Here is a 26,914-nt window from a genome sequence, read left to right as displayed (position 1 = left end):
ACTCCCGGCGGGGCCCACCGCATCATCCCCCGCCGCCCTGCGGCGGCCCAGGGCCCAACGGCCCCATTAGCCCGATACCGTCACCGTCCTCGGCTCCGTCCCCCGTCCCTCCGCCGTCCCGGGACGTCCCGCGCTGGTGGGACGTCCGGCCCGCTGTTTGGCTGATGACCGCCCGCCCGGACTCCGTACCGGGCCGATCGGAGAAGGAACCCCGTGATGCGGACGAAGCTCGCCCTCAGGACCACCCTGGCCCTCGCCACCGCGGCCGTGACCCTCGCCCTGGCCGCCCCGGCCCAGGCCTCGACCGGCGCCTCCTACATCGGCGACGGCTACCCGAACGGCTACAACTCCGTCCACTGCGTGCAGACGATCCTCAACGACTGGGTCGCCAACGTCGTGGGCGACTCGGGCGCCCGGGTGCAGGAGGACGGCATCTGGGGCCCGAAGACCAAGGCCCTGGTGGTCCGCTACCAGACGGTCCAGAGCCACAGCAACCCGAGCGTCGTCCCGGACGGCATCGTGGGCAGGATCACCGGCGACATCATGATCTACAGCAACACCCAGCCCTGCTACAAGTACATCCCGACCATGTACTGATCCCACCGGACCCGTCCGGCCCGTGCCGCCCCCTTCCGGCACGGGCCGGACGCCGTCGTCGGCAGCGCGGTCCCGACGACCGCTCAGCGCTCCCGGCGGACGACCGCTCAGCGGCCCTGCCGCCGGGCGTTCCCCAGGCCCACCAGCAGGAAGGCCAGCGCCACGCCCGCCCCGCCGACCGCCGCGAGGGCCGCCTTCGCGGCCGACCCGCCGCCGTCGGTGAGCAGGATCGACACCGCGGCCGGCACGGCCACGGCGGTGCCCACCAGCAGCCAGCCCGCCAGGGCGACGGCCGACGGGCGGCCGCCCCGCGGCACCGGCCCGACGTCGAGCGCCGCCCAGTGGGCCGCAGTCTCCCGCCGCTCCCCGCGCCGGTCCCGCAGCGCCCGCACCCGTAGGACCGTGCCGCCGACCAGCCCGGCCAGGGCGACCTGGGCGGCGGGGCGCCAGTCGGGCCAGGCGAGCAGCAGTCCGCCGGCCAGCGCGAGCGCGGCCCACCAGAGCACGCAGGCGGCCGCCGCGGTGCGGGTGGAGCGGGGCCGGTCGGCGCCGGCCTGGAGGTCGGCGATGGCGGGCAGGTACCAGACGCAGCCGCTCGCGGTGAGCGCGGCGGTGCCGATGGCGAGGACGGTGTGGGTCATGGCCGGCCTTCCGGTGTCGCAAGGGGAGTGACGGAGGGTGGGAGGAGGAGCCGTCCCCGCCCGCCCGGGGGCAGCGACGCGGGCGGGGACGGCGTTCGGGGGGCTGGGAGTGCCGTGTGGATCGGGCCTCAGCCGTCGAGGGACGAGGCCCGGGCCCGTTCCGCCCGGCTCAGCGGCCGGTCGTACTTCACCGGCTCGACGTCGCCCAGGTGCGTCGCCGGCTTCCCGCTGTGCACCAGGACGTCCCGGGCCGCGATGTCCGGGTGGTGGAGGTCGAAGGCCGGGGATTCGGAGCGGATCCGGGGCAGCTTGACGAAGTTGTGCCGGGGCGGCGGGCAGGAGGTGGCCCACTCCAGCGAGCGGCCCCAGCCCCACGGGTCGTCCGAGGTGACCTTCTCGCCGTACTTGGCGGTCTTCCAGACGTTGTAGAGGAACGGCAGGATCGACAGGCCGAGCAGGAACGACCCGATGGTCGAGACGGTGTTCAGGGTGGTGAACCCGTCCGAGGCCAGGTAGTCGGCGTAGCGGCGCGGCATACCCTCGGCGCCGAGCCAGTGCTGGACCAGGAAGGTCGCGTGGAAGCCGACGGTGAGCGTCCAGAAGGTGATCCGGCCGAGCCGCTCGTCGAGCTTCTTGCCCGTCATCTTCGGCCACCAGAAGTGGAAGCCGGCGAACATCGCGTACACCACCGTGCCGAACAGCGTGTAGTGGAAGTGGGCGACGACGAAGTACGAGTCGGAGACGTGGAAGTCGATCGGCGGGGCGGCGAGCAGCACGCCCGTCAGCCCGCCGAACAGGAAGGTGACCAGGAAGCCGACCGTCCAGAGCATCGGCGTCTCGAAGCTCAGCGAGCCCTTCCACATGGTGCCGACCCAGTTGAAGAACTTCACACCGGTCGGGACCGCGATCAGGAAGGTCATGAAGGAGAAGAACGGCAGCAGCACCTGCCCGGTGACGTACATGTGGTGCGCCCACACCGTGACCGAGAGCCCGGCGATCGCGATGGTGGCCGCGATCAGGCCGGAGTAGCCGAACATCGGCTTGCGGCTGAACACCGGGATGACCTCGGAGACGATCCCGAAGAAGGGCAGCGCCAGGATGTACACCTCGGGATGCCCGAAGAACCAGAACAGGTGCTGCCACAGCATCGCCCCGCCGTTCGCCGGGTCGAAGACGTGCGAGCCGAACTTGCGGTCGCACTCCAGCGCGAGCAGTGCGGCGGCCAGCACCGGGAAGACCAGCAGCACCAGCACCGAGGTCAGCAGCACGTTCCAGCAGAAGATCGACATCCGGAACATGGTCAGGCCGGGCGCGCGCATGCAGATGATCGTGGTGATGAAGTTGACGGCGCCGAAGATGCTGCCGAAGCCGGACAGCGTCACGCCCATGATCCACATGTCCGAGCCGACGCCCGGCGAGTGGACGGCGTCGGAGAGCGGCGCGTAGAGGAACCAGCCGAAGTCGGCGGCCCCCTGCGGGGTGGCGAAGCCCGCGGCGGCGATCAGCGAGCCGAACATGAACAGCCAGTAGGAGAGCATGTTCAGGCGCGGGAACGCCACGTCGGGGGCGCCGAGTTGCAGCGGCATGATCCAGTTCGCGAAGCCGGTGAACAGCGGCATCGCGAACAGCAGCAGCATCACCGAGCCGTGCATGGTGAAGGCCTGGTTGAACTGCTCGTTGGAGAGGATCTGCGTTCCGGGCCGGGCGAGTTCGGCGCGCATGACCAGCGCGAGGATGCCGCCGATCAGGAAGAACGCGAACGAGGACACCAGGTACATGGTGCCGATCGTCTTGTGGTCGGTGGTGGTCAGCAGCCTGACCACGGCCGAGCCGGGTCGGCGGGGCCGAACCGGCCCTGCCGACAGGGGCGTTGGCGGTGGGGTCGGGTCGCCCTGTGCCTGGGTGGCGCTCAAGGACGCGCTCCTTCGGAACGTCGTGCGAATGGATGGCGATCCATGATCCGAACGCACGCCCCGTGCACCCCAGGGCCGTTGGGCCCGCCCGCCCGGGGCCGCTGGGCCCGAGTTCCCGGCCGTGGCCGGGACCTCCCGACCGGGACCCGGGCCGTGACCCGGGCGGGACCCGGGCGGATTCAGCCCCTCAGCCCCTCAGCCCCTCAGCCCCTCAGCCCCTCAGCCCCTCAGCCCCTCAGCCGGGCGAGCTGTCCGCGCTCCAGCGCCGCGTACACCGTGCCGTCCGGGTCGACGACGATCCCGTGCGGCTCGGCGCCCCGGCCGGGGATGGCGTGGCCGTCCAGCCGCCCGTCGGGGGTGAGCACGCCGATCCGGCCGGCGGCCCACTCGGTGAACCAGAGCCGCCCGTCCGGGCCGGCGGTGATCGCGTGCGGCCTGGCGCCCCGGTCGGCCAGCGGGTACTCCGTCACCTCCCCGTCCACGGTCATCCGCCCGACCAGTCCGCCGCCGATCCCGACGTACCAGAGCGCGCCGTCCGCGCCGGCGGTGATCCCGACCGGCGCGGTGCCCGCGGTGGGCAGCCGGTGGACGGTCACGTCGCCGTCGGTGCTCACCCGGGCGAGCGCGTCGGCCTGGTTGAGCGCGCACCACAGCGCGCCGTCCGGCCCGGCGGTGATGTGCGCCGGCATCGCCCCCTCGACGGGCAGCGGGTACTCCGTCACCTCCCCGTCCACGGTGATCCGTCCGACCACGTCGGCGTTCACCTCAGTGAACCAGAGCGCCCCGTCCGGCCCGGTGACGATCCCGCCCGGCCCGACGCCGATCGCCGACAGCGCGAAGGAGGAGACCTCACCGTCCACCGTGATCCGGCCGATCCGGCCGGTGTTCATCTCGGCGAACCAGAGCGCGCCGTCCGGGCCGGCGGTGATCACCGACGGCGCGCAGCGCGGCGTGCCGAGCCCGAACCGCCGCACCGAGCCGTCCGGCGCCAGCCGCCCGATCTCCCCGGCGCGGATGAGCGTGAACCACACCCCGCCGTCGGGCCCCACCGTGATCCCGTACGGCCCGTCCCCCGCCTCGGCCACATCGATCAGTTCCACCCGCGCCCCTCTCAAACTATCGCGACCGTTGTCGCGTTAGTGATGCTCGCACGCCCGTCCCGCCCCGGGCAACCGATTTCACCCCGGATCGCTGCCCAGCCCCCGCAGCACCGAGATCACGCCCATCCCCGCCGCGCAGACCGGCACCGCCAGCAGGGCGCCGAGGATGCCCGCGATGCCGGAGCCGGCCACCACGGCGACCATGATGGTCGCCGGGTGCAGCTCGACCGTCCGGCTCTGGATGATCGGCTGGAGGATGTTGCCCTCGATCATCTGCACCGTCAGCACCACCCCGAGCGCCCACAGCGCCGTACCCAGGCCGCCGTCGGCGAGGGCCACCAGCACCGCGACGGTGCCGGACAGGAAGGCGCCCACGAAGGGGATGTACGCCCCCATGAAGACCAGCGCGCCCAGGCCCGGGGCGCCGGGGACGCCCAGGGCGAGCAAGCCGACCGTGATGAAGCCCGCGTCGATCAGGGCGATCAGGGTGGTGCCGCGCATGAAGCCGGCCATCGCCTCGAAGGCCCGCTCGGCGCAGGCCACCACCGTCTCGGCGCCGCGGCCTGGCAGGTGGGCGCGGATGCTGTCGCCGGTGCGGTGGCCGTCCCGCAGGAAGAAGAACACCAGGGCCAGGGCCAGCACCGCGCCGGTGATCAACTGGGTGAGCAGGCCGAGGCCGGACAGCACGCCGTTGGTCAGCGTCGAGACCAGCGAGTTGGTCTCACCCTTGGCATTGGCCAGCGCGTGCTCGACCTTCGCCCCGAACGGCCCCAGCCACTCGGCCAGTCGGCGGCCCGCCGCCGGGAGCGAGCCGGCGATCTGCGGAGCGCTGTGCACCAGGGAGTTGACCAGCAGGACGATCACCCCGGCCACCGCCGCGACCAGCAGCACGCAGGTCAGCCCGGCCGCCAGGCCCCGGCTGACGCCCCGCCGGACCATCCAGGGCACCACCGGGTACAGCAGCGAGGCCCCCAGCAGCGCCAGGACGAACGGCACGGTCGCGGCCCGCAGCTCGACCAGTGCGAACACCACCAGCGAGCCCACGGTGATCAGCAGGATCACCGCCACCGACCAGGCGGCCGCCTGCCGCACGGCGGGCGGCAGCATCAGGTACGGCCTGCGGTGGTCGGGCGGGCCACCGGACGGCCCAGCGGACGGACCAGCGGGCGGGCCACCGGACGGGCGCTCCACGGACACGGCCACCTCCGCCGGGGTCGTCATCGGGTCCGGCGGCGACGAGTCCGGACCCGACCCAGCTCAGCAGAGAATCTGACGATCCGCCCGTTCTACGCCCCGCCGGCCGCCTCGATCCGCACCGGTCCGCGCGGGCCACCGTCCGCGCCCGCGAAGGCCAGCACCCGCTCCGCCTCGGCCTCCGCCGCCGCGCGGTCCGCCCGCGCCAGCCGGACGAACGGCTCGACGACCACGCCCTCCGCCGGCCCCGCGTACCGCCACGTCCCGGCGACCAGCCCGTCCACCAGCAGGGTGCCGAGCACCAGGCCGTTCCGGGTCATCACCCGGTCCTTGTACCGCTCCGGCAGCACCCGGCTCCGGTCGGCGTGCGAGAGCAGCAGGTTGTCGAAGGGCGCGACCAGCCGCACCGGCGCCGGGACGTCCGGGTCCGGCCGGGGCGCCCCGGGCAGGTCGTACAGCACCCGGTCCCGCTCGTCCCGGAAGGTGAGCAGCTGCGGCGCGAGCCGCCGCAGCACCGGGCCGAGGCCGCCGAGGCCGGACCACTTCCGCAGGTCCGCCGCGCTCGCCGGGCCGAAGGCGGCCAGGTAGCGCAGCACCAGCCCGTCCAGCCCGTCCAGCCGGTCCGGCTCATCCCGCGACGGCACCGGGTCCAGCGGGCGGCCGAGCCAGGCCTCGGCAGTGGTGTGGGCGGCCGGGCCGTTGCGCCCCCACAGCCCGCGCGGCGGCACCTGGACCAGCGGCAGCAGGCAGCGCGCCGCCTGGGCCAGCGCGGCCGGGTCGCGGTCCGGGCGGGTGGCGGCCAGCAGCGTGCCGAGCTGCTGGAAGGTGCGCGGCTCCCGCTCGACCAGCGTGCGGGCCTCGGCGGCGAGCGCGGCCCGGTCGAGCCCGGCGAGCCGTCGGCCGTAGGTGGTCTGCAGCGCCTGGTCGAGGACGGGCTGGAGCAGCGGGCGCAGGGTCAGGCAGTCCTGGGCGGTGACCAGGTGGATGGTGCCGCGCTGGAGCGCGATCCGGACGGCGGCCCGCCGGTCGAGCAGGTCGCTCAGCCCGTCCGGGGTGAAGTCGTCGAGCCGGGAGAGCAGCCCGAGGTAGGGCGGCTGCGGTACGGCCTGGGCCTGGAGTCCGACGAGGTGGTGGACGACCTCGGCGGGTGTCCGGTCGGTGCGGGCGAGCAGGTGCTGGCGGGCCAGCAGGGCGCGGCCCAGGGCCCGGGGGCCGAGCACCGTCACCGGCGGCCGTCCAGGACCGAGCGCAGTACGGAGATCCGGTTGGTGGTGATGGAGGCGGCCCCGGTGTCGCGCAGTCGGCGCATGGTGCGGCGCAGGTCGGCGGTCCAGGTGGAGACGGCGAGCCCCTCGTCGGCGGCGGCCCGGACGAAGTCGGGGGTGACCAGGCCGAACGGCGGGTTGAGGAAGCGCGGGCGCAGGTCGCGCAGCAGCGCGGGGGCGGGCATCCGCGGCTGCTTCCAGGTGAGCGCGATCTCGGCGTCGGGGCTGAGTGCGCGGACGGCGAGCATCGCGGTGGCGGGCCCGCAGAAGGCGACCAGGTCCTCGGCGCCCTGTCCGGTGACGACGGACCAGGTGGCGGCGGCCGGGCCGGGCTCGTCGAGGTCGATGAGCAGCCGGGGGCCGTCGGCCGCGGCGACGGCCTTGATCGCCTCGGCGAGGGTGGGGACGGCCAGGTCGCCCTGGCGCAGCTCGGCGAGCTGCTCGGTGGTGACCCGGCCGATCGAGCGCGGGTCGCCCCAGAGGCGTTCGAGGGTGGTGTCGTGCAGCAGCACGGGCACCCGGTCCCGGGTGAGCTGGACGTCCACCTCGACGGCGTCGGCGCCGGCGGCGAGCGCGGACTCCACCGAGGGCAGGGTGTTCTCGCGGTGGCGGTACGGGTCGCCGCGGTGGGCGACGGCGAGGACCGGGCGGCGGTCGGCGGGGGCGGGAACGGCGGCGGCGGAGGCGGCGGGGATGCTCATCGGATCTTTCCAGAAAGCCAGGGGGTGAGGTCGTGGACGCCGAGGGCCTCGCGGTAGCCGGACTCCCCGGGGACGGTGACGATCAGCGTGCTGGACGGCGGGAAGGTGCGGACCTTGACGTGCACCAGGCCGGACCAGACCGAGTTCAGGAAGGCCGGGACGCTGTCGCGCGGGACGTCGAAGGCGATGCCCTCCACGGTGACGGCGGCCTCGTCGTGGGTGAACAGCCGGACGGCGGTGTGCGGGCTGCCGTCGAACTCCAGCAGGGCCTCGTGCGGGATGGCACCCGGTTCGTCGTCCTGGCCGACCAGCCCGGCGAAGGTCCGGTCGCTGCCGATGTCGTGCTGGGCGCGGACGGTGCGGCCGTGGCGGGCGGCGACCGCCTCGATCGCCAGGACGGCGGCCTGGGTGGTCGGCAGGTTCGGGGGGTTCATCCGGGCCTCTCGTTCAGCAGACCGGCACTAGCGCCGTTCGATCATCACATTGGTCGACTTGATGACGGCAGTCGCGGGTGCGCCCGGGACCAGGTTCAGCTCCTCCGCCGCGTCCCGGCTGATCAGCGACACCACCCGGAACGGCCCGGCCTGCACCTCCACCTGGGCGGCCACGTCGCCGAGCCGCACCTCGGTGACGATCCCGGGGAAGCGGTTGCGCGCCGAGGAGGGGCGCCCCTCGGCCTCGGCGTTCTCCGGCCGGGCCAGCTCCCGCGCGAAGGCGGCGAGTTCGGCGCCGGGGATGATCCGGTGCCCGTGCTCGTCCCGCACCGCGGCGACCCTCCCGGCGTCCACCCAGCGCCGCATGGTGTCCGCGCTGACACCGAGCAGCGCGGCCGCCTCGCCGATCCGGTACGGGTTGACCGGCACCTCGGGCTGGCCCATGTACGACTCCTGACGGTGGTTCGAGCTACGGGGTACGCGCCCCCCGGCGGGTTTCGCGCCCCCCGGCGGCCATCCTGCCGTACCGGGGACGCGGACGGAAAACAGGCCCAGGAAGTGTCTTGTGGATCAGCGCGGTCCCGGCCTGATCCACAGGACACCCCCTACAGCTCGCCGAAGAGGTCCCGCCGTACGGCGTCCCCGGCGGTGAGCACCGCCCCGGCGAGGACGGCGCCGCCGCCCGCCGTGCCGGCCCGCACCTCGGTGCGCAGCGGGGAGAGCCGGGCGAGGCAGCGCTCCACCCGGCGGGCCAGTTCGGCGCCGCCGGCCCGGCCGATCTCGCCGCCGAGCACCACGCAGCCGGGGTCGAGCACCACGCAGACGCTGGCCGCACCGAGCGCGATCCGTTCGGCCAGCTCGTCCAGGAAGGCCGCACCCGCGTCCCCGCCGGCCAGGGCGGCGCGCACGACGGCTTCGGCGGTGGCCGCGTCGTCGGCCGGGCCGACGGGCAGCCCGTGGGCGCGGGCCAGCGCGCACAGGGCGGCGCTGCCGACCAGGCCGTGGAAGCCGCCCTCGCAGCTGTCGGCGCTGGGCAGTCCGGTGGCGCCGGGGACGGGCAGGAAGCAGATCTCGCCGGTGCCGCCGGAGAAGCCGCGGCGCAGCCGCCCGTCGAGGATGACGGCGGCGCCGACGCTGTGGCCGAGCCACATCAGCACGAAGGTGTCGCGGTCGCGGGCGGCGCCGACCCGGTACTCGGCCCGGCCGGCCAGGTTGACCTCGTTCTCCAGGATCACCTCGGTGTCGGGCAACTCCCGCAGCGCGGCGAGGAGTTCGGCATGCCAGCGGGGGAGCTGGCCGGTGCTGTGCAGCCGGCCGGTGGCGGGGTCGACCAGGCCGGGGGCGCCGACGGCGACGGTGTGCAGCCGCTCGACGCCGGCGCCGCGCGCGGTCTCCCGCAGGGTGCGGACGATCGCCGCGGCGGTGTCCTGGGGCCCGTCGGCCTCGACGGGGATCTCGGCGGTGCCGAGGGTGCGCCCGGCGAGGTCGGCGACGACCAGGCTGACGCCGCCCTCGCGGACGTCGAAGGCGGCGATGTGGGCGCGGGAGGCGACCAGCGCGTAGAGCCTCGCATTGGGGCCGCGCCGCTGTTCGCCGCGCTCGCCGACGACGGCGACCAGGCCGGTGCGCTGGAGGCGGTCGAGCAGGTCGGCGACGGTCGGCCGGGAGAGGCCGGTGAGGTCGCGCAGCTCGGTCGCGGTCAGGGGGCCCTGTTCGAGCAGGAGGTTGAGCGCCAGCCGGTCGTTGATGGCCCGGGCGGTGCTCGGCGTGGCCGTACGCACGGTGGTCATGGCGGATCATCCTTCCAGAGTGTTTCTATCAGGGTCCCTTCCTGATAGTTTATCGACCACCAGGACCGGGAGGGAACCGCAGCATGACCGCCACCAGTCTCGAACCGCTCTCCGAACCACGCCGCGCCCGCCGGAGCATCGCGCTGGTCTTCGGCGTGCACGGCGCCGTCGGCGGCACCTTCGTCACCCGCATCCCGTGGATCCAGGACCGCCTGGACCTCTCCCCCGGGCAGCTCGGCCTCGCCCTGGTGATGCCCGCCATCGGCTCCTCCCTGGCGATGCCGCTGGCCGGGCGCGTCGTCCACCGCTACGGCGGCCGGGCGGCGGTCCGCGGACTGCTCTCGCTCTGGTGCCTGGCCCTCACCCTGCCCGCGCTCGCCCCCTCGCTGCCCGCCCTGTGCGCGGTACTGCTGGTGTACGGCGCCACGGCCGGCACGGCGGACGTCGCGATGAACGCCCAGGGCGTGGAGATCGAGCAGCGCCTCGGCCGTTCGGTCATGTCCGGACTGCACGGGATGTGGAGCGCGGGCGGCCTGGTGGCCTCCGGCTTCGGCATCCTGGCCGCCCACCTCGCCCTGGACGCCCGGCTCCAGCTGGCCGTCACCGCCCTCGTGCTGCTCGCCCTCGCCCAGCCGGTCTGCCGCGGACTGCCCGACCTCCGCTCCCCCGAGGAGTCCGAGGCCCCGCCGCGCTTCGCCCTGCCCCCGCGCAGCTCGCTGGTGATCGGCCTGGTCGGCTTCTGCGCGGTGTTCGGCGAGGGCGCCTCGATGGACTGGAGCGGCGTCTACCTCAAGGACGTCACCGGCGCCTCGGCCACCGTGGCCGCCGCCTCGTACACCGCCTTCGCGTTCACCATGGCGGTCAGCCGCCTGGCCGGCGACGCGGTGGTCCGCCGCCTCGGCGCCGTCCGCACCAGCCGCCTGAGCGGGGCCGTCGCCACCCTGGGCGGCGTCCTGGTGGTGGCCGCCGACACCCCGGCGCTGGCCGTCCCGGGCTTCGCCCTGATCGGCATCGGCGTCGCGGTGATCGTCCCGCTGGCCTTCGCGGCCGCCGGCCGGATCGGCAACAACCCCAGCCAGGCCATCGCGGGCGTCGCCACCGTCACCTACACCTCCGGCCTGATCGCCCCCGCCGTCATCGGCGCCCTCGCCCAGGCCACCTCCCTGACCGTCTCCTTCGGCCTGGTCACCCTGCTCGCCCTCGCCCTCCTGCTGAGCGCCGGCGCCCTGCGCCGGGCCGAACCGAACTCCGCCGGGGAGAACGTGACCGGGCTGCCGCCGGAGAACGCCTCCGGCAAGGACCTCTCGACGATCTGACGGGGATTCCCGCGCCGGGCGCGACGGCCCGGACGCCGCGCCGCCACCCCACCGACCGCTCCCCGGGGCGAAATCCCTTTGCCCGGGCGGGCGTTGCGGGCCGACACTGGGGCCGTGCTCGGATTCGTCAGAACTGACAACGAAGCCCTGGTCGCCTGCCTGGGCGACCCACAACGCACCGTGGCCGCGTACCGGGAGCTGCTCCGGCGCGGGGCGGACGCGCTCGAAGCCATCCGGGCCGGCCTGGCCGACGACCGCGCGGCCGTCCGGGAGGGCTGCTGCCAGCTCCTGGACCACCTCGTCGACACCGACTCCATGGGCCGGCTGATCACCATGGCCGACGACCCGGACCCCGAGGTCAGGATCGCCGCCTTCCACGCCCTGGCCTGCGACCGCTGCAAGGACGACGCCTGCGCGCCGGGCGCGGGCCTGGTCCTCGAACCCGCCCTCCGCCACCTCGCCGACGACCCGGACCCCCGGGTCCGGTCGCGGGCCGCCGAGCTGGTCGGCAAGTTCGTCCACACCGACGCCCGCGCCGCCGACGCCCTGACGGCCGCCCGCACCGGGGACCGCAGCCCGGCCGTCCGGAAGAAGGCGGGGTGGTACGCCCCGGGCGGGCCGATCCACCGGCGGACCGCCCCGCGCACCCCGGACCGGCCCGTGGCGGGGACCGGCTAGGCTCGGCCCGTGCCCGCAGCCCTGACCACGCCCGCCGACTCCGCCGCTCCGGCCGCTCCCGCCGAAGCGGTCGAACCCGCCGAGGCCGCGGAGACCACCGAGCGGGCCCCGGGCCGCTCGCCCTGGTGGCGGTTCGGCCTGCTGGTGGTCCTGCTGGGGGCGTGCGCCGGGTCGCTGCTGCTGTGGAGCCCGACGGACCTGCTCTCCGGCGGCCTGGCGGACCGGCTGCCCGGCTACTGGTTCGCCCCGCTGTTCGCCCTGGTCTACGCCGTCGGCACGCTCGCCTTCGTCCCGCGCCCCGCACTGAACGCCGCGGCCGGCGTGCTGCTGGGCATCCAGCAGGGCGTGCTGCTCGCCGTCCTCGGCACCACCCTGGGCGCGGCCCTGGCCTTCGGCCTCGGCCGGGGCCTGGGCCGGGAGGCGCTCAGGCCGTACCTGCGCGGCAAGGTGCTGGGCGCCCTCGACCAGCGCTTCACCGACCAGGGCTTCCGCAGCGTCCTGGTGCTGCGGCTGCTCCCCGGCCTGCCCTTCCAGGCCGGGAACTACGGCGCCGCCTTCTCCGGGGTCCGCTTCCTCCCCTTCCTGCTCGCCACCGCGATCGGCGTGGTCCCGACCACCGCCGTCTACGTGACGGCCGCCGCCAGCGCGGACCAGCCCGGCTCGGCGGCCTTCCTGGTCTCGGCCGGGGTGATCGCCCTGCTGGTGCTCGGCAGCCTGGTCGGCGCCTGGCGGGCCTACGCGGCCCGCCGTCGTCCGCGTACCGACTGACCCCTTCTCCGGTAAACCATGAGATTTACAACATGACGGAGCGTCACTACCCACGGCGAGCCCGCTTCGCTCCGTAGTTAGTGCACGGACACACGTCCATTTTGTTCACCCTTGCCCCGCTGTGCACCCTGTTGATCTCGCCGAATTGCCCGTGCCATTCTCGACCGGCCGGGGGGCGATGCCTTTCGGCTGTTCATGCACGAACGGAAAGGCAGCAATTCATGAAGTCGAAGAAGTCGAAGGCCGTCTCCCTGCTCATCGGCGGGGCCGCCATGGCCATCCCGCTGCTGGGCGTCAACACCGTCAACGCCCCGCAGGCGAGCGCGATGACCTTCGACCCCAACGCCTGCCTGGACCTCTCCCAGGTCCAGAAGTGCGAGAACGGCACCCTCTGGGGATTCGTCCGCCCGCAGGGACCGACCCAGGACCCGTGCGGAATGCCGTGGCGAGCCGTGAAGGTCGGCAACTGCTAGGAGCCGATCCCGGCGCGCGGATCATCGTTCCGTGCACGAATTCCGGAATGCGACCGGGCGCCCGGTGAGCCGCGGGCGGGGAGCGCCCCCGCCCGCGGTGCCCGGTCGGTCGTCCCGGTCAGTCGTCCTGGTCCTCGCCCTGGTCGTCGCCGTCGTCCGACCGGCTGCCGGTCGGCCGGGCGAAGGCCTGGGAGCCCTCGGCCGCCGGGGCGTCGGTGCCGGCGACCAGGTTGCCACTGGTCGATTCGAACACCAGGGTATTCCCGGCCGCGGACACGAACGGGGCGTTGGAGGAGCCGTTGCCGGCCGAGCCGTCCGGCGCGGTGGTGACCCGCTCGGTGCGGCCGGTGCGCAGGTCCTGGCGGTAGACGTCCCAGCCCGGGTGCTGGGGGCCCGGCACCAGGTTGTCGGCGGCGGAGTCGAAGTAGAGCCAGCGGTTGTCGGCGGTGATCGAGCCGTGCCCGGAGGAGCCGACCGAGGTGGTCCCCGGCAGGCCGCCGCTCACCTTCCGTACCGCGCCCGTCCGCAGGTCCCGGACGTGCAGCACGGTGTGGTAGCGGTGGCCGCCGGTGGAGCCGCCCGGCTCGGGCAGGGAGTAGACGGCGTACCGGCCGTCCGGGCTGACGGTGGCGTCGAAGTCCGCGTCGGCGACCTTGCCGTCGACGTCGTAGCTGGCGGGCGTGAGCTTCCCGGAGGCCGCGTTCCAGGTGTAGTAGACAGCGCTGGTCGGCCGGGCCAGGGCCAGCTCCGGCGCCGCGGCGCGGGCGCTGGGGGCGGTGGGGGCCGCCGGGGCGGGGGTCGGCCCGGTCGGCAGCAGCTCGGAGAGCGAGCCGAAGCCGATGGTGCGCCCGTTCGCGCTGATGGTGGGGCGGAAGGAGGTGCTCTCGCCCGGCTTGCCGGCCGTGTCCCGGGAGATCAGCCGGGTGGTGTGGGTCCGGCGGTCGGTGAGGTAGACGTTGATCTTCCAGGTGTACGGCCTGGCCAGCGAGGGCGCGGCCCCGGGTGCGGCCCCGGCACCGGCACCGGCTCCGGGCGCGGGGTCCACCACGGTCGGGTCGAGGTCCGTCCGGGAGGACACGTAGACCACGTACCGGCCGTCGGCGCTGATCTGCGGCGCGTAGGAGGCGTGGAACTGGTCGGTGTCGGTGGCCGTGAGCCCGCCGCTGACCAGCTCGGTGCGGCCGGTCCTGCGGTCCCGGAGGTACACCTCGGTGCGGCCCTTGACCTGCATGCCGGGCACCACGTTGTCGGCGTTGCTCTCGAAGGCGACGTAGCGGCCGTCGGCGTTGATCGCGGCCTGGTCGGTCCAGCCGTTCAGCGCCTCGCCCGAGTCGGAGAGGTTGACCCGCTCGGTGCGGCCGGTGCGCAGGTCCCGCAGATAGGCGTCGCGCCCGCCCACGGTGGGCTGGGGCACCAGGTTCTTGGCCCAGGAGGTGAACAGGGCGTAGCGGCCGTCCGCGCTGACCCCCTGGCTCCAGGACTGGTCGTCGGGGGCGGCGCCGTTCACCCCGGTGCTGATCCGGACGGTGCCGCGCAGCACCGGGTCGGCCTGGGCGGGCGCGGCGGTGACGGCGAGTGCGACGGCGGCGGCCAGCACGCTGCCGGCGCCCAGCAGCCGGCGGTCGCGGGTGCCCCGGGTGGTACGCGTGGTCCGGGTGGTACGTGTCATGAGCTCAGTCCCCTCTGCTCGCCCGGCCGGGCTCCCTCCCGGCGGCGGGCTCTCGACCGAGCCAATCGGTCGGGAGGCCCGGCGGTCAACGGCCCAGGGTGATCTCGGCGGAAAATCCACCAACGAGCCCGTGCCGCAGGACAGAAGGCCAACACCCGCCGGCCGCCGCCGTCGCCCTCCCCCACCCACCGACCCACCCGCCGGGCGACAATTCGGTCGCACCGGCGGGCCGTCGGCGGCCAGGATGTCCGGCATGACCGAACTCACCCCGCGGGTCGACCCGCCGATGGCCGCCGACGAGGCCGCCATGCTCACCTCCTGGCTCGACTACCACCGCAGCACGCTCGCCCTGAAATGCGCGGGCCTGACCGACGACCAGCTGCGGCTGCGCTCCGTCCCGCCGTCCACGCTCTCGCTGCTCGGCCTGGTCCGGCACATGGCCGAGGTGGAACGGCACTGGTTCCAGGGCGTGCTGCTGGGCGCGGAGGTCGCCACCGGTCACTACTGGACCGAGGCGGATCCGGACGGCGACTTCGACAACGTGGCCACCGCCGACGTCGCGGCGGACTTCGCCACCTGGCGCGCCGAGATCGAGGCCGCCCGCCGGGCGTCGGCCGGTCTGCCGCTGGACACCGTCGGCAAGCGGCCGCGCCACGACCAGGAGGTGACGCTCCGCTGGATCCTGGTCCACATGATCGAGGAGTACGCGCGACACAACGGTCACGCGGATTTGTTGCGCGAACTGGTGGACGGTTCGACCGGCGAGTGAAATCGTTTCCGCATTGTTGACAGAAGGTCAATTGCGCGGTGACCGCTACCGATATGGTCTACGCGCGCAACCGTACGGAGCTGCGCCGCGTCGCTCTCTTTGCCCGGGTCCGCCCGGGTTTCCGGCACGGCACGACTCTTACGGGGGCCGCGAGCGGGCACGGGACCGGTGAACAGTGCGATACTCGGACAGTTCCGTCGAGTGGATGACGTGTCAAGAAGGACACTCACCCCCGGGGGACCAGACGGGACGAGGCAGGGAGGCGCGGCATGGGAGCACTTCGCGACGAGCACCACAACGGGTGGCTGATGCCCTCCGGGAACTACCCGGCCGCGGTGTACGACGACGAGTGGGTGGATCAGGAGACGGTGCCGGCCGTCCCCGCGCCCGCGAAGATCGTCTCCCTGCGGCCGACGGGCTTCGAGGCGGCCCGCACGGTCGGTGAGCACATCCGGGCGTCCATCCCGGTGGTGATGGACCTCACCGAGATGAACGAGGCCGAGGCCAAGCGCATGGTCGACTTCGCCTCGGGGCTGATCTTCGGCACCCAGGGCGGCATCGAGCGGATCGCCCGCCGGGTCTTCCTGCTCACCCCGGCGGACGTCGAGGTGATGGTGATCGACCGGCCGATCGACGACACCGGGTTCTACAACCAGAGCTGAGCGCAGCGGCGCGGGCCGTACGGCCCGCTCCACCCCGACCGGGGACGGCACCAGCCGTCCCCGGTTTTTTGCTGCCCGCCGACCGGTCACCGGCCTCGCAAATGAGATCCGCACCGTAAAAGTGAGACACCGGTGTCTCACCTGGCCTACACTCGTTGCATGGCCACCGACCGCGACACCGTTCTGGAAGCCGCCGTCGGCGTGCTGTCCCGCCGCCCCACCGCCCACCTGGACGAGATCGCCCGCAGCGCGGGCATCAGCCGGGCCACCCTGCACCGGCTGTTCCCCGGCCGCGACGCGCTGATCCGCGAGGTCGGCCTGCTGGGCCTGCAGCGCTTCGCCGCCGCCCTGGACACCGCCGCCACCGAGGAGGGCGACGCCCAGGCCGCACTGCGCCGCCTGGTGGACGCCGCCGTCCCGGACGCCATGCTCTGCGCCTTCCTGGCCGGCGAGAACCAGCTCTACGACCACGCGGACATCAACGACCTCTGGGAGGTCCAGATCGACCGGCTGCACGCGCTCTTCCTGCGCGGGCAGCGCGAGGGCGTCTTCCGGATCGAGCTGAGCGCCGCCTGGCTGAGCGAGGCCTTCTTCGACCTGGTGGCCGGGATCGGCTGGGCCATCCAGGACGGCCGGCTCGCCCCGCGCGACGCCGCCTTCTCGCTCGCCGAGCTGTTCCTCGGCGGCGCGCTGCGCCGGCCGGAGGCCGCTGCACCCGCCCCCTCCCCCGCACCTGTCACCATCCCTGTCGCCACGACCCACAGCACCTCGGACCGGAAACCGGAAACCGATACACCATGAGCGAGCGAAGCGAGCGAATCATCAAGGGCAGCGCATTGAGCGAAGCGTCTGCCGAGCGCAGCGAGGTGGGCGCATGAGCAGTACCCCCGCCCTGACCGTCCGCCAGCGCTGGACCGGCCTCGCCGTCCTGGTGCTGGCCGTCACCGTGGTCGCCCTCGACGCGACCGTGCTCTCCCTCGCCATTCCGTCCATCAGCGAGACGCTGCGCCCCAGCGGCACCCAGCTCCTGTGGATCGGCGACTCCTACTCCTTCGTGCTGGCCGGCCTGCTGGTCAGCATGGGCGCCCTGAGCGACCGGATCGGCCGCAAGAAGCTGCTGCTGACCGGTGCCGCCGCCTTCGGCGCGGCCTCCCTGCTGGCCGCGTACGCGCCGGGGCCGGGCTGGCTGATCCTGGCCCGCGCGCTGCTCGGCGTCGCCGGGGCGACGATCATGCCCTCCACCCTGTCGCTGATCCGCAGCCTCTTCCCGGACGACCGGGAGCGGGCCACCGCGATCGGCATCTGGGGCGCGGCCGCCACGGCCGGTGCCGCGCTCGGGCCGGTGGTCGGCGGGCTGCTGCTGGAGCACTTCTGGTGGGGCTCGGTGTTCCTGCTGAACATCCCGGTGCTGCTCCTGCTGCTGGTCCTCGGCGCCTGGCTGCTGCCGGAGTCCAAGGACCCGAAGCCGGGCCGCTGGGACGTGCTGAGCGTCGGGCTGTCGATGGCCGGGGTGATCGGCGTGGTCTACGCGATCAAGGAGGCCGCCGCGCACGGCGTGGCCCGCTGGGACGTCCCGGTCACCTTCCTGCTCGGTGCCGCCGCGCTCACCCTGTTCGTCCGCCGCCAGCTGCGGCTGGAGACCCCGCTGCTGGACGTCCGGCTGTTCCGCGACCGGCGGTTCACCGCCGCCGTCACGGCCTCGCTGATCTCCCTGGTCGGCCTGTCCGGCGTGATCTTCGTGGTCTCGCAGTACCTCCAGCTGGTGCGCGGCTACGAGCCGCTCCAGGCGGGCCTGGCGGAGCTACCGGCCTTCGCCGGCTCGGTGGCGGGAGGTCTGCTGACCGCCCGGATCGCCCGGCGCTTCGGCGCGCGCAGGGCGCTGACCGTCAGCCTGCTGGCGATGGGCCTGGCGGCGGGCGCGCTGGGCTGGCTCCAGCAGGACACCACCTACCTGCTGCTGGCGGTCTCCTTCCTGATCACCGGCACCGCGGAGGGCGTGGTCTACACCCTCGGCGCCGACCTGGTGCTGAGCGCCGCGCCCGCCGACAAGGCCGGGGCCGCCTCGGCGGTCTCCGAGACCGCGTACGAGCTGGGCACCGCGCTCGGCATCGCGCTGGTCGGCTCGGTGGTCGGCTCGATCTACGCGAACGGGCTGTCCGTACCGGCCGGGGCCTCCCCGGAGGTCGCCGCCCGGGCCGGGGAGTCGCTGGGCGCGGCCGTGGAGACGGCGGAGGGGCTGTCGCCGGACCTCGCCCAGCCGCTGCTGGCGAGCGCCCGGGACGCCTTCGTGCACGGCATGAACAGCGCCGGGCTGCTGGCCGGGGTGCTGCTGCTCGGCGCGGGCGTGCTGGCCTGGCTGCTGCTGCGCGGGCTGTCCGCGCCGACGGCGGCCGAGCCGGTCACCGCCGGGCCGGTCGCCGCCGGGCCGGGACAGCCGGAGCAGGCGGAGCAGCCCCAGGTGCGCGCGTAAGGAGACGCGAGAACGGTCGTTCCCGATGACGGGAACGACCGTTCTCGCATGTCGGGCGGCGGCTAGGAGACCCCGAAGGGCAGTTCCAGCTCGGCCCAGACCACCTTGCCGTCCCGGGTCAGCCGGCTGCCCCAGCGCTGGGCGAGTTCGCTGACCAGGAACATCCCGCGCCCGCCCTCGTCCTGCTCCGCGAAGGGGCGCAGCTGCGGGGCCGCGCCGCCGGCGTCGGAGACCTCGACGGTGAGCACCCGGTCGCGGAACAGCCGCAGCCGGCGCGGCGCCTCGGCGTGCAGCAGGGCGTTCGTGACCAGTTCGCTGACCAGCAGTTCGGCGTAGTCGGAGAGCGCGTTCAGGCCCCAGGCGTCCAGGGCGGCCCGGGTGAAGCGGCGGGCCTTGCCGGGGAGCTTGCCGCCGCCGGTGAGCGGGAGGGTGGCGACCCGGTCGGCCGGCACCGGCAGCGCCCGGGCCATGATCATCGCGATGTCGTCCTCGGTGCCGTCGGTGACCAGGGCGCCGATCACCGCGTCGCAGCTCTCCTCCAGCGTCCGGCCGGGCCCGGACAGGGTGCGGGCCAGCCGGTCGATGCCGTGGTCCAGGTCCTGGCCGCGCCGCTCCACCAGTCCGTCGGTGTAGAGGGCGAGCAGCGCGCCCTCGGGGAGGGTGAAGCCGATGGACTCGAAGGCGACCCCGCCGACGCCGAGCGGGACGCCGGGCGGCACCTCGATCCTGCGGGCGGTGCCGTCGGTGCCGACCCAGACCGGCGGCAGGTGCCCGGCCGAGGCGACCTGGACGGTGCGCTCCAGCGGGTCGTAGACGGCGCAGATGCAGGTGGCGAACTGGCCCTCGCCGATCCCCGAGGCGGTCTCGTCCAGTCGGGTGAGCACCTGCTCGGGCGGCATGTCCAGGGTGGCCAGGGTGCGGGCGACGGTGCGCAGTTGTCCCATGGTGGCGGCGGCCCGGATGCCGTGGCCCATCACGTCGCCGACCACCAGGGCGACCCGCCCGCAGGACAGCGGCACCACGTCGAACCAGTCGCCGCCGACCTCGCTCACCACGCTGCTGGGCAGGTAGCGGTAGGCGATCTCCAGCCCGAGGGTGCGGTGGATCTCCTGCGGCAGCAGGCTGCGCTGGAGGGTGAGGGCGGTCTCCCGCTCCCGGCGGTAGAGCCGGGCGTTGTCCAGGGCCAGGGCGGTGCGGGCGACGAGTTCCTCGGCGAGCGCGACGTCGGCGTCGTTGAACGGCTCGGGGTTGCGCATCCGGATGAACTCGGAGCCGCCGAGGACCATGCCCCGGGCGGTGATCGGCACCATCAGGTACGAGTGGATGCCGGCGGCCATCCCGGGGGCGACCCGGTCCTCGCTGGACACCAGGCCGCGCAGCACCTCCTCGTCCACGTGGGCGCGCAGCAGCGGCCGCCCGCTGCGCAGGCACTGGGTGTAGCTGCGGTCGGGGGCGTACTCGGAGGTCTCGCCGACGACGTCCACGGCGTGCGCCAGGCCGGTGTCGTAGTTCTCGCCGACCGCGACGGCGCGCAGGGTGACGGAGCGGTCGGAGGGGATCGGGGTGGGCTCGGACCCGCGCAGCACCGGTTCCAGCAGGTCGACGGTGGCGAAGTCGGCGAACCGGGGCACGACGGCCTCGATGAGTTCCTCGGCGGTGCGCTGGAGGTCGAGGGTGGTGCCGATCCGGGCGGTGGCCTCGGCGATGGTGGCCAGCCGTTCCTGGGCCCGGGCGGCCCGGGCCTCGGCCTGGAAGCGTTCGGTGACGTCGATGATCGAGGAGCAGACGCCGAAGACCCGGCCGGTGGAGTCCTCCAGCCGGAAGTAGGAGGCGGACCACGCGCGGTCCCGCTTGGGGTCGCCCGGGACGCGGCCGTGCGAGCGGGCGTCCACCACGGGCTTGCCGGTCTTGAGGACCTGTCGCATGGTCTGTTCGATCTCGCCGCTGTTGATGCCGGGCAGGACGGCGGATATCCGGCGGCCGAGGTGGGCGGAGACCGGCACGCCGTTCATCCGGGCCAGCGCCTCGTTGATCCGGACGTAGCGCAGGTCGCTGTCGTAGACGGCCATGCCGATCGGGGAGCGGCCGAAGACGCCGTCCAGCACCGCGAGGTCGGCCTCGACGGCGTGCAGGGCCCGGGTGTCGGAGGCGGTGGCGAGCAGCAGCAGGGTGCCGGCCGGTCCGGCGATCGGATAGGTGCGGAACTCCAGCTCGACCCGGTGGCCGTCGCGGTGACGGACCGGGAAGACGAAGGAGGCGCCGCTGCCGGACATGATCCGCTGGAACAGGCCGAGCACGGCGGGCCGGTCGGTCTCGTCGGTGAGCAGCCGGGCGGCGTAGCTGCCGACGGCCTCCTCGGCGGAGTAGCCGAGCAGCGCCTCGGCGTCCTCGCTCCAGTGCAGGATTAGACCGTCGCTCTGCAGCAGGGCCGTGGCGAGCGGGACGAGGCGGTGGCCGTCCGGACGTACGGGATCGCCGCTCGGCGCGGGGCCGGCGGCGGCGGTCGCGTCCCACTCGTGTCCGTGCATTCAGGCAGCACCCCGGTTCGGCTCGTGCCCGGCCGGGTGGGCCTCGCGGTCGGTGCCGGCCGGGGTTCTTCTCCAGACTGCACGGACATCGGCCGCCCGGCGACCCCTTGGTCAGGGGCCGTCCGGTCGCTCGGTTGTACGGGCGTCATGGGCGTACCGGCCGCAGCGTACTCTCCAGAACGCCCGCCCACTGCCGGATCACTCCGGAACGTCGAAGGCTGTCGTCGGTGAGCAGGTTGGCCAGGCCGAGTCCGCGGGCGAGGTCCAGGGTGGCCTGCACCGATTCGCGCACGCCCGGGCGGGTCTCGTCGGCGTCCAGGAACTCCACGGCGGCCCGGTGGGCCTCCCGGCCGACGTGGCCCTCCAGGGCGACGATCCGCTCGCGCAGGCCGTCCTCGGTGGCGGCGGCGGTCCACAGGTGCAGGGCGGCCCGGAACAGCGGGCCGGTGTAGAGGCGGACGATCATGTCGACCACGGCCCGGGTCCGGTCGGGGCCGGCGGCCGGCAGCTCGTCCGCGTGGGCGCGGACGGCTGCCAGCCGCTCGGCGGTGACGTGCTCGACGGCCGCGGTGAAGAGGTCCTCGCGGGTCGGGAAGTGGTGCTGGGCGGCGCCCCGGGAGACGCCGGCCCGTTCCGCGACCACGGTGACGGTGGAGCCCTGCCAGCCGAGCTCGGCCAGGCAGTCCACGGCGGCCGCGAGCAACCGGGCCCGGGTCGCTCGGCTGCGGTCCTGCTGGGGGGTGCGGACGGCGGGTTGGCTGGTCATGGCGGGTGGCGGTTCCTGTGTCGATGGGGTCTGCTCCGGTCGGGGCGCGGCGGGTCGGGGCGCCGCGGGTCGATCCTCACAGACGGGCCGCGCCCTCCGGCCGCCCGGGTCCCGGGCTGCGGGGTCCCGGGCGCCCTGGACCTGGCCGCCCTGGCGCCGGCCGACGGGGTCCCGGCCGACGGGTCTCAGCGGGCGGCCTCGCGGGCGCGCAGTTCGCGGCGGAGGATCTTGCCGGCCGCCGACTTGGGGACGGCGTCCACGAACTCCACCGCGCGCACCTTCTTGTAGGGGGCGACCTGCCCGGCGACGTACCCGGTGACCTCCTCCGCGGTGAGCCCGCTGCCGGGGGCGCGGACCACGAAGGCCTTGGGGCACTCCGTCCCGTCGGCGTCCCGGACGCCGATGACGGCGGCGTCGGCGATCTGCGGGTGGCCGAGCAGGACGGCCTCCAGTTCGGCGGGGGCGACCTGGTACCCCTTGTACTTGATCAGCTCCTTGACCCGGTCGACGACGAACAGGTAGCCGCGCCCGTCCACGTGGCCGATGTCGCCGGTGTGCAGCCAGCCCTCGGCGTCGACCATGGCGGCGGTGTCGGAGGGGCGGCCGAAGTAGCCCTTCATCACCTGGGGGCCGCGGATCAGCAGCTCGCCCGGCTCCCCCGGCCCGAGGTCCCGGCCGGAGCCGTCCAGGGCGATGACCCGCAGCTCGGTGGAGGGGACCATCCGGCCGACCGAGCCGGGCACCGGGTCGCTCTCCGTCGGGGAGACGACGTGGGTGACCGGGGACAGCTCGGTCATCCCGTAGCCCTGGAGCAGGTGCGGCAGGCCCAGCCGGCGGGCGCAGGCCTCGGCGAGCTCCTGGTCCAGCGGGGCGGCCGCGCACAGCAGGTACTCGACCGAGGAGAGGTCGAAGTCGGCCACGACCGGGTGCTTGGCCAGCGCGAGCACGATCGGCGGGGCGACCACCAGGCCCTGCACCCGGTGCCGCTCGACCGCACCGCAGAACTGCTCCAGGTCGAAGCGGGGCAGCACCACCACGGTGGCGCCGCACCGCAGCGGCTGGTTGAGCAGCGCCGTCAGGCCGTAGATGTGGAAGAAGGGGAGCACCGCGAGCACCCGTTCGCCGACGGAGGGGCGGTAGAGGGCGTCGGTCTGGGCCAGGTTGGTGGCGATCGAGCGGTGGGTGAGCATCACCCCCTTGGGCAGTCCGGTGGTGCCGCTGGAGTACGGCAGCACGGCGACGTCCTCGCCCGGGTCGATCGCGGGCTCCGGGGCGGGGCCGGTGGCGGCCAGCAGGTCGGCGAGCGAGCGGTGGCCCTCGGCGCCGTCCAGCACGATCACCTCGACCGGCGGGCGGCCGTCGGCGGCCAGCAGCGCGGCGGCGGCGCGGGCGGTCGCCAGGAACGGGGAGACGGTGATCAGGCAGCGGGCGGCGCTGTCCGCGAGCTGGCCGGCCAGCTCGCGGGCGGTGCTGAGGGAGGACACCGTGGTCACGGTGGCACCGGCCCGGCTGGCGCCGTAGTAGGCCATCGGATAGGTGACCGAGTTGGGGCTGAACAGGGCCACCACGTCGCCCTTGCCCACCCCGCTCTCCGCCAGTCCGGTGGCGACCCGCTCGACGGAGGCGGCCAGCCGCGCGTAGCTGACCTCCTCCCCGGTGAGGCCGTCGATCAGGGCCGGCCGCTCGCCGTACCCGGCGGCGGCGGCGAGCACCGCGTCATGGATCGGCAGGTCGATGACGGGGACGTCCGGGAACTCGCTACGGAACACCAAGGCATGCCTCCAGTAAGGAAGTTGACGCAGCAACCAAATCGGTGAGCGGATGGCACGGGGCGTGTTCAGGAGCATACGGACAGTCCGGGCGGGGCTGGGCCATTGTGGGAAACCGGGGGCGGGGCAGGCGTGGCGCAGCTGCTCCGAAGGGCGCTCGGACGACCCGACCGGCGTGCGGTGACGACCTGCGCGCTGCGGTGGCGGCCGCGCGCCCCTCGGTGCCGGGGGCTCAGTAGGACTTGGGCAGGCCCAGGGTGTGCTGGGCGACGAAGTTGAGGATCATCTCCCGGCTGACCGGGGCGACCCGGCCGACCCGGGTGGCGGCGAGCAGGGCGCCCAGGCCGTACTCCTGGGTGAGGCCGTTGCCGCCCAGGGTCTGCACCGCCTGGTCGACCGTCCGGGCGGCGGCCTCCCCGGCGGCGTACTTGGCCATGTTGGCGGCCTCCCCGGCGGCCAGGTCCTCGCCCGCGTCGTAGAGCAGCCCGGCCTTCTGGGTCATCAGCCGGGCCAGCTCGACCTCCACCGCGCACTGGGCCAGCGGGTGCGCCAGGCCCTGGTGGGCGCCGATCGGGGTGGACCAGACCGTGCGGGTCTTCGCGTACTCCACGGCCTTGCCGAGCGCCTGCCGGGCCAGCCCGAGGGAGAAGGCGGCGGTCAGGATGCGCTCCGGGTTGAGGCCCGCGAACAGTTGGAGCAGGCCGGCGTTCTCGTCGCCCACCAGGGCGTCGGCGGGCAGCCGGACGTCGTCCAGGAAGACCTGGAACTGCTTCTCGGGGGCGACCAGCTCCATCGGGATCGCCCGGTACTCGAAGCCGGGGGTGTCCCGGGGGACGACGAACAGGCAGGGCTTGAGCTTGCCGGTGCGGGCGTCCTCGGTGCGGGCCACGAACAGCACGGCGTCGGAGTGGTCGATGCCGGAGACGAAGACCTTGCGGCCGGTCAGCAGCCAGTCCTCGCCGTCCCGGCGGGCGACGGTGGAGATCCGGTGCGAGTTGCTGCCCGCGTCCGGCTCGGTGATGCCGAAGGCCATCCTGCGGCTGCCGTCGGCCAGTCCGGGCAGCCAGCGGCGCTTCTGCTCCTCGGTGCCGTACCGGGCTATCACCGTGCCGCAGATCGCCGGGGAGACGATCAGCAGCAGCAACGGGCAGCCCGCGGTGCCGAGTTCCTCCAGGACGATGGCGAGGTCGCTGATGCCGCCGCCCCCGCCGCCGTACTCGGCGGGCAGGTTGACGCCCAGGTAGCCGGCCTTGCCCGCGTCCGCCCACAGCTCCTCGGCGGGCTCGCCGGCCCGGGCCTTGGCCAGGTAGTAGGCGGAGCCGTAGCGGCGGCCGAGGTCGCCGACGGCCTGGCGCAGGGCGGTGCGTTCGGGGGTTTCGAGGAGCTGACTGCCGACGGGCGACATGCGCGGTCCTTCCGCTGGGCGGGTGATCGGGCGGTGCTCAGGACTCTTCGGGGGATCAGGACTCTTCGGGCGACTTGACGACGGCGAGCAGGGCGCCGAGCCGGACCTGCTGCCCCGGGGTGACGCGCAGGTCCACCAGGGTGCCGTCGGCCGGGGCGGTGACCCGGTGCTCCATCTTCATCGCCTCCAGCACCAGCAGCGGCTGCCCGGCGGTGACGGTGTCGCCGACGGCGGCGGTGGTGCGCAGGACGGTGCCGGGCATCGGGGCGAGCAGGGCGCCCGGGTCGCGCTGGGCGGTGGGGTCGGGGAAGCGCGGCAGCGCGGTGAGCGCGGTGCTGCCGGTCGGGGAGTCGACGTAGACCCGATCGCCGTAGCGGGCCACGTCGTAGCGCCGCTGCACCTCGCCCTCGCGCAGCAGGACGAACCCGGCCTCGGCCTCGACGAGTTCGACGTCCGGGTGGTCGACGGCCTCCAGGCCGCCCCTGGTCCGGCGGTAGCGGACCTCCCACTCGACGCCGTCGGGGGCCCGGTAGCGCTTGGACTGGGGCTGGGAGGGCAGGTTGCGCCAGCCGGACGGCAGCGCGGTGCCGCGCGCGGCCGCGTCGGCGAGGGCGGCGGCCAGGGCGGCCCGCCCGGCGCTCCTGGTGTCGGGGGCGAGCAGTTCGGCCGCATGCTCGGCCAGGAAGCCGGTGTGCAGCCGCCCGGCCAGGAAGGCCGGGTGCCGCAGTGCGCGGACCAGCAACTCCCGGTTGGTGGAGGGCCCGTGGATCCGGGCGCGGGCCAGCGCGTCGGCCAGCTTCCGGGCGGCGGCGGCGCGGGTCGGCGCCCGGACGATCACCTTGGCGAGCATCGCGTCGTAGTGCGGGCTGATCTCGCTGCCGGCCGCCACCCCGGAGTCCAGCCGCAGCCAGGAGTCCGTTCCCACCCCGGGCCCGCCGAACTCCTGGTGCTCCGAGGTCAGTTCGAGGCGGTGCAGGGTGCCGGTCGCGGGCTGCCAGTCCTTCGCCGGGTCCTCGGCGTACAGCCGGGCCTCGATCGCGTGGCCGGTGCTCGGCGGCGGCCCGCCCGCGGGCAGCTCCTCGCCCTCCGCGACGGCGAGTTGGTGCGCGACCAGGTCCAGGCCGGTGACCGCCTCGGTGACCGGGTGCTCGACCTGGAGCCGGGTGTTCATCTCCAGGAAGTAGAACCGGCCGTCCCCGGTGAGCAGGAACTCGGCGGTCCCGGCGCCGACGTAGCCGATCGCCCGGGCGGCGTCCGCGGCCGCGGCGTGCAACGCGGCCCGCACCTGCGGCGCCAGGCCGGGGGCCGGGGCCTCCTCGATCACCTTCTGGTGCCGCCGCTGCAAGGAGCAGTCGCGGTCGCCCACCGCCCACACCGTGCCGTGGGCGTCGGCGAGCAGCTGCACCTCCACGTGCCGGCCGCTGGGCAGGTAGCGCTCGCAGAACACCTCGTCGGAGCCGAAGGCCTTGGCCGCCTCGGCCCGGGCCGCCGCCAGTGCGCCGGGCAGGTCCGCCAGCCGTTCGACCACCCGCATGCCGCGGCCGCCGCCGCCCGCCGCGGCCTTCACCAGCAGCGGCAGGTCGGCCTCGGTCGGCTCGGCGAGCGCGCCCAGCACCGGCACCCCGGCCTCGGCCATCAGCCGCTTGGCGGCCGTCTTGGAGCCCATCGCGGCGATCGCGGCCGGCGGCGGACCGACCCAGAGCAGGCCGGCGTCCAGCACGGCCCGGGCGAACTCCGCGTTCTCGGAGAGGAATCCGTACCCCGGGTGGACGGCGTCCGCCCCCGCCCGCAGAGCGGCCCGGACGATCAGCTCTCCGCGCAGGTAGGTGTCGGCGGGCGCGGCGCCGGGCAGCCGTACCGCCGCGTCGGCCTCCCGGACGTGCGGGGCGCCGGTGTCCGGGTCCGAGTGGACGGCGGTGGTCGCGATGCCGAGCTCCCGGCAGGTGCGGAACACCCGGCGGGCGATCTCGCCGCGGTTGGCGACCAGCAGGTTGGTGATCATCTGA

General features: G+C 74.4%; 24 protein-coding genes. 9 read left to right on the top strand and 15 right to left on the bottom strand.

The genetic code is table 11. From position 1 onward, the window contains the following. Positions 1–216: 216 nt before the first annotated feature. On the top strand, positions 217–597 hold the full coding sequence (locus ACFC1T_RS11400) for a peptidoglycan-binding protein (protein ID WP_375886585.1): 381 nt from the start codon (positions 217–219) through the stop codon (positions 595–597). A 107-nt stretch (positions 598–704) separates the two neighbouring features. Here ACFC1T_RS11400 and ACFC1T_RS11395 read toward each other — a convergent pair whose 3' ends face one another. The 9 genes from ACFC1T_RS11395 to ACFC1T_RS11355 form a co-directional block, all read right to left on the bottom strand. Next, positions 705–1,238: a hypothetical protein gene (locus tag ACFC1T_RS11395; protein ID WP_375886582.1), complete on the bottom strand. Its 534-nt coding sequence runs from the start codon at positions 1,236–1,238 to the stop codon at positions 705–707. 128 nt (positions 1,239–1,366) lie between these two features. Next, complete coding sequence (ctaD, locus tag ACFC1T_RS11390; RefSeq protein WP_375886641.1) at positions 1,367–3,016, bottom strand: cytochrome c oxidase subunit I; 1,650 nt, start codon at positions 3,014–3,016, stop codon at positions 1,367–1,369. A gap of 362 nt (positions 3,017–3,378) precedes the next feature. Beyond that, a complete protein-coding gene (locus tag ACFC1T_RS11385) occupies positions 3,379–4,251 on the bottom strand; it encodes a virginiamycin B lyase (protein ID WP_375886580.1) in 873 nt (290 codons plus the stop codon). A gap of 78 nt (positions 4,252–4,329) precedes the next feature. After that, complete coding sequence (locus ACFC1T_RS11380) at positions 4,330–5,358, bottom strand: AI-2E family transporter (protein WP_375886578.1); 1,029 nt, start codon at positions 5,356–5,358, stop codon at positions 4,330–4,332. 179 nt (positions 5,359–5,537) lie between these two features. Beyond that, positions 5,538–6,671, bottom strand: coding sequence for a winged helix DNA-binding domain-containing protein (locus ACFC1T_RS11375; protein WP_375886575.1), 1,134 nt, complete (start codon positions 6,669–6,671; stop codon positions 5,538–5,540). After that, positions 6,668–7,411 (bottom strand): glycerophosphodiester phosphodiesterase, encoded by a 744-nt coding sequence (locus tag ACFC1T_RS11370; RefSeq protein ID WP_375886572.1) that lies wholly within the window; start codon positions 7,409–7,411, stop codon positions 6,668–6,670. The genes ACFC1T_RS11375 and ACFC1T_RS11370 overlap by 4 nt, the downstream gene beginning before the upstream one ends. Beyond that, positions 7,408–7,845 (bottom strand): hypothetical protein, encoded by a 438-nt coding sequence (locus ACFC1T_RS11365; protein WP_375886571.1) that lies wholly within the window; start codon positions 7,843–7,845, stop codon positions 7,408–7,410. Before ACFC1T_RS11365 ends, ACFC1T_RS11370 begins: the two co-directional genes overlap by 4 nt. Before the next feature lie 27 nt (positions 7,846–7,872). Continuing rightward, positions 7,873–8,289, bottom strand: coding sequence for a molybdopterin-binding protein (locus ACFC1T_RS11360; RefSeq protein ID WP_375886570.1), 417 nt, complete (start codon positions 8,287–8,289; stop codon positions 7,873–7,875). Positions 8,290–8,450: 161 nt separating this feature from the next. Beyond that, positions 8,451–9,635, bottom strand: a complete 1,185-nt coding sequence (locus ACFC1T_RS11355) for an ROK family transcriptional regulator (RefSeq protein ID WP_375886567.1) — start codon at positions 9,633–9,635, stop codon at positions 8,451–8,453. Positions 9,636–9,718: 83 nt separating this feature from the next. Here ACFC1T_RS11355 and ACFC1T_RS11350 point away from each other — a divergent pair, with 83 nt between their 5' ends. The 4 genes from ACFC1T_RS11350 to ACFC1T_RS11335 all read left to right on the top strand — a co-directional run bounded on the left by ACFC1T_RS11350 (position 9,719) and on the right by ACFC1T_RS11335 (position 12,870). Next, positions 9,719–10,951, top strand: coding sequence for an MFS transporter (locus ACFC1T_RS11350; RefSeq protein WP_375886564.1), 1,233 nt, complete (start codon positions 9,719–9,721; stop codon positions 10,949–10,951). Between the two features lie 114 nt (positions 10,952–11,065). Next, complete coding sequence (locus ACFC1T_RS11345) at positions 11,066–11,629, top strand: HEAT repeat domain-containing protein (protein WP_375886562.1); 564 nt, start codon at positions 11,066–11,068, stop codon at positions 11,627–11,629. Positions 11,630–11,638: 9 nt separating this feature from the next. Then, positions 11,639–12,397 carry a TVP38/TMEM64 family protein gene (locus tag ACFC1T_RS11340; RefSeq protein ID WP_375886559.1) on the top strand — a complete coding sequence of 253 codons (759 nt, stop codon included), beginning with the start codon at positions 11,639–11,641 and terminating at the stop codon, positions 12,395–12,397. A 221-nt stretch (positions 12,398–12,618) separates the two neighbouring features. Then, the gene (locus tag ACFC1T_RS11335; RefSeq protein ID WP_375886557.1) at positions 12,619–12,870 is read left to right on the top strand and encodes a hypothetical protein; all 252 of its coding nucleotides are present in this window, start codon (positions 12,619–12,621) and stop codon (positions 12,868–12,870) included. A 118-nt stretch (positions 12,871–12,988) separates the two neighbouring features. On the opposite strand, the gene ACFC1T_RS11330 is transcribed toward ACFC1T_RS11335, so the two are convergent. Further along, a complete protein-coding gene (locus tag ACFC1T_RS11330) occupies positions 12,989–14,539 on the bottom strand; it encodes a TolB family protein (protein WP_375886555.1) in 1,551 nt (516 codons plus the stop codon). A 253-nt stretch (positions 14,540–14,792) separates the two neighbouring features. Between ACFC1T_RS11330 and ACFC1T_RS11325 the strand changes: the two genes are divergently transcribed. From ACFC1T_RS11325 to ACFC1T_RS11310, 4 genes are all read left to right on the top strand, one after another. Further along, positions 14,793–15,308, top strand: a complete 516-nt coding sequence (locus ACFC1T_RS11325) for a DinB family protein (protein WP_375886553.1) — start codon at positions 14,793–14,795, stop codon at positions 15,306–15,308. Positions 15,309–15,577: 269 nt separating this feature from the next. Then, positions 15,578–15,970 carry a cell division protein SepF gene (locus tag ACFC1T_RS11320; protein ID WP_375886552.1) on the top strand — a complete coding sequence of 131 codons (393 nt, stop codon included), beginning with the start codon at positions 15,578–15,580 and terminating at the stop codon, positions 15,968–15,970. A 159-nt stretch (positions 15,971–16,129) separates the two neighbouring features. Beyond that, the gene (locus tag ACFC1T_RS11315; RefSeq protein WP_375886550.1) at positions 16,130–16,771 is read left to right on the top strand and encodes a TetR/AcrR family transcriptional regulator; all 642 of its coding nucleotides are present in this window, start codon (positions 16,130–16,132) and stop codon (positions 16,769–16,771) included. 73 nt (positions 16,772–16,844) lie between these two features. Further along, positions 16,845–18,440: an MFS transporter gene (locus ACFC1T_RS11310; protein WP_375886548.1), complete on the top strand. Its 1,596-nt coding sequence runs from the start codon at positions 16,845–16,847 to the stop codon at positions 18,438–18,440. Positions 18,441–18,502: 62 nt separating this feature from the next. On the opposite strand, the gene ACFC1T_RS11305 is transcribed toward ACFC1T_RS11310, so the two are convergent. The 5 genes from ACFC1T_RS11305 to ACFC1T_RS11285 all read right to left on the bottom strand — a co-directional run bounded on the left by ACFC1T_RS11305 (position 18,503) and on the right by ACFC1T_RS11285 (position 26,910). Then, positions 18,503–20,968 (bottom strand): SpoIIE family protein phosphatase, encoded by a 2,466-nt coding sequence (locus tag ACFC1T_RS11305; RefSeq protein ID WP_375886546.1) that lies wholly within the window; start codon positions 20,966–20,968, stop codon positions 18,503–18,505. A 145-nt stretch (positions 20,969–21,113) separates the two neighbouring features. Beyond that, positions 21,114–21,734: a TetR/AcrR family transcriptional regulator gene (locus ACFC1T_RS11300; RefSeq protein ID WP_375886544.1), complete on the bottom strand. Its 621-nt coding sequence runs from the start codon at positions 21,732–21,734 to the stop codon at positions 21,114–21,116. Between the two features lie 185 nt (positions 21,735–21,919). Further along, positions 21,920–23,506, bottom strand: a complete 1,587-nt coding sequence (locus tag ACFC1T_RS11295) for a 4-coumarate--CoA ligase family protein (protein WP_375886542.1) — start codon at positions 23,504–23,506, stop codon at positions 21,920–21,922. Positions 23,507–23,735: 229 nt separating this feature from the next. After that, positions 23,736–24,908, bottom strand: coding sequence for an acyl-CoA dehydrogenase family protein (locus ACFC1T_RS11290; protein WP_375886539.1), 1,173 nt, complete (start codon positions 24,906–24,908; stop codon positions 23,736–23,738). A 55-nt stretch (positions 24,909–24,963) separates the two neighbouring features. Continuing rightward, positions 24,964–26,910 carry a biotin carboxylase N-terminal domain-containing protein gene (locus tag ACFC1T_RS11285; RefSeq protein ID WP_375886537.1) on the bottom strand — a complete coding sequence of 649 codons (1,947 nt, stop codon included), beginning with the start codon at positions 26,908–26,910 and terminating at the stop codon, positions 24,964–24,966. Positions 26,911–26,914: the final 4 nt, after the last annotated feature.

Source organism: Kitasatospora sp. NPDC056076, assembly GCF_042266305.1.
In the GTDB taxonomy this organism is placed as follows: Bacteria; Actinomycetota; Actinomycetes; order Streptomycetales; family Streptomycetaceae; genus Kitasatospora.
The sequence above is the reverse complement of the archived record's forward strand: the minus strand, read 5'-3'. Positions and strand labels throughout refer to the sequence as shown.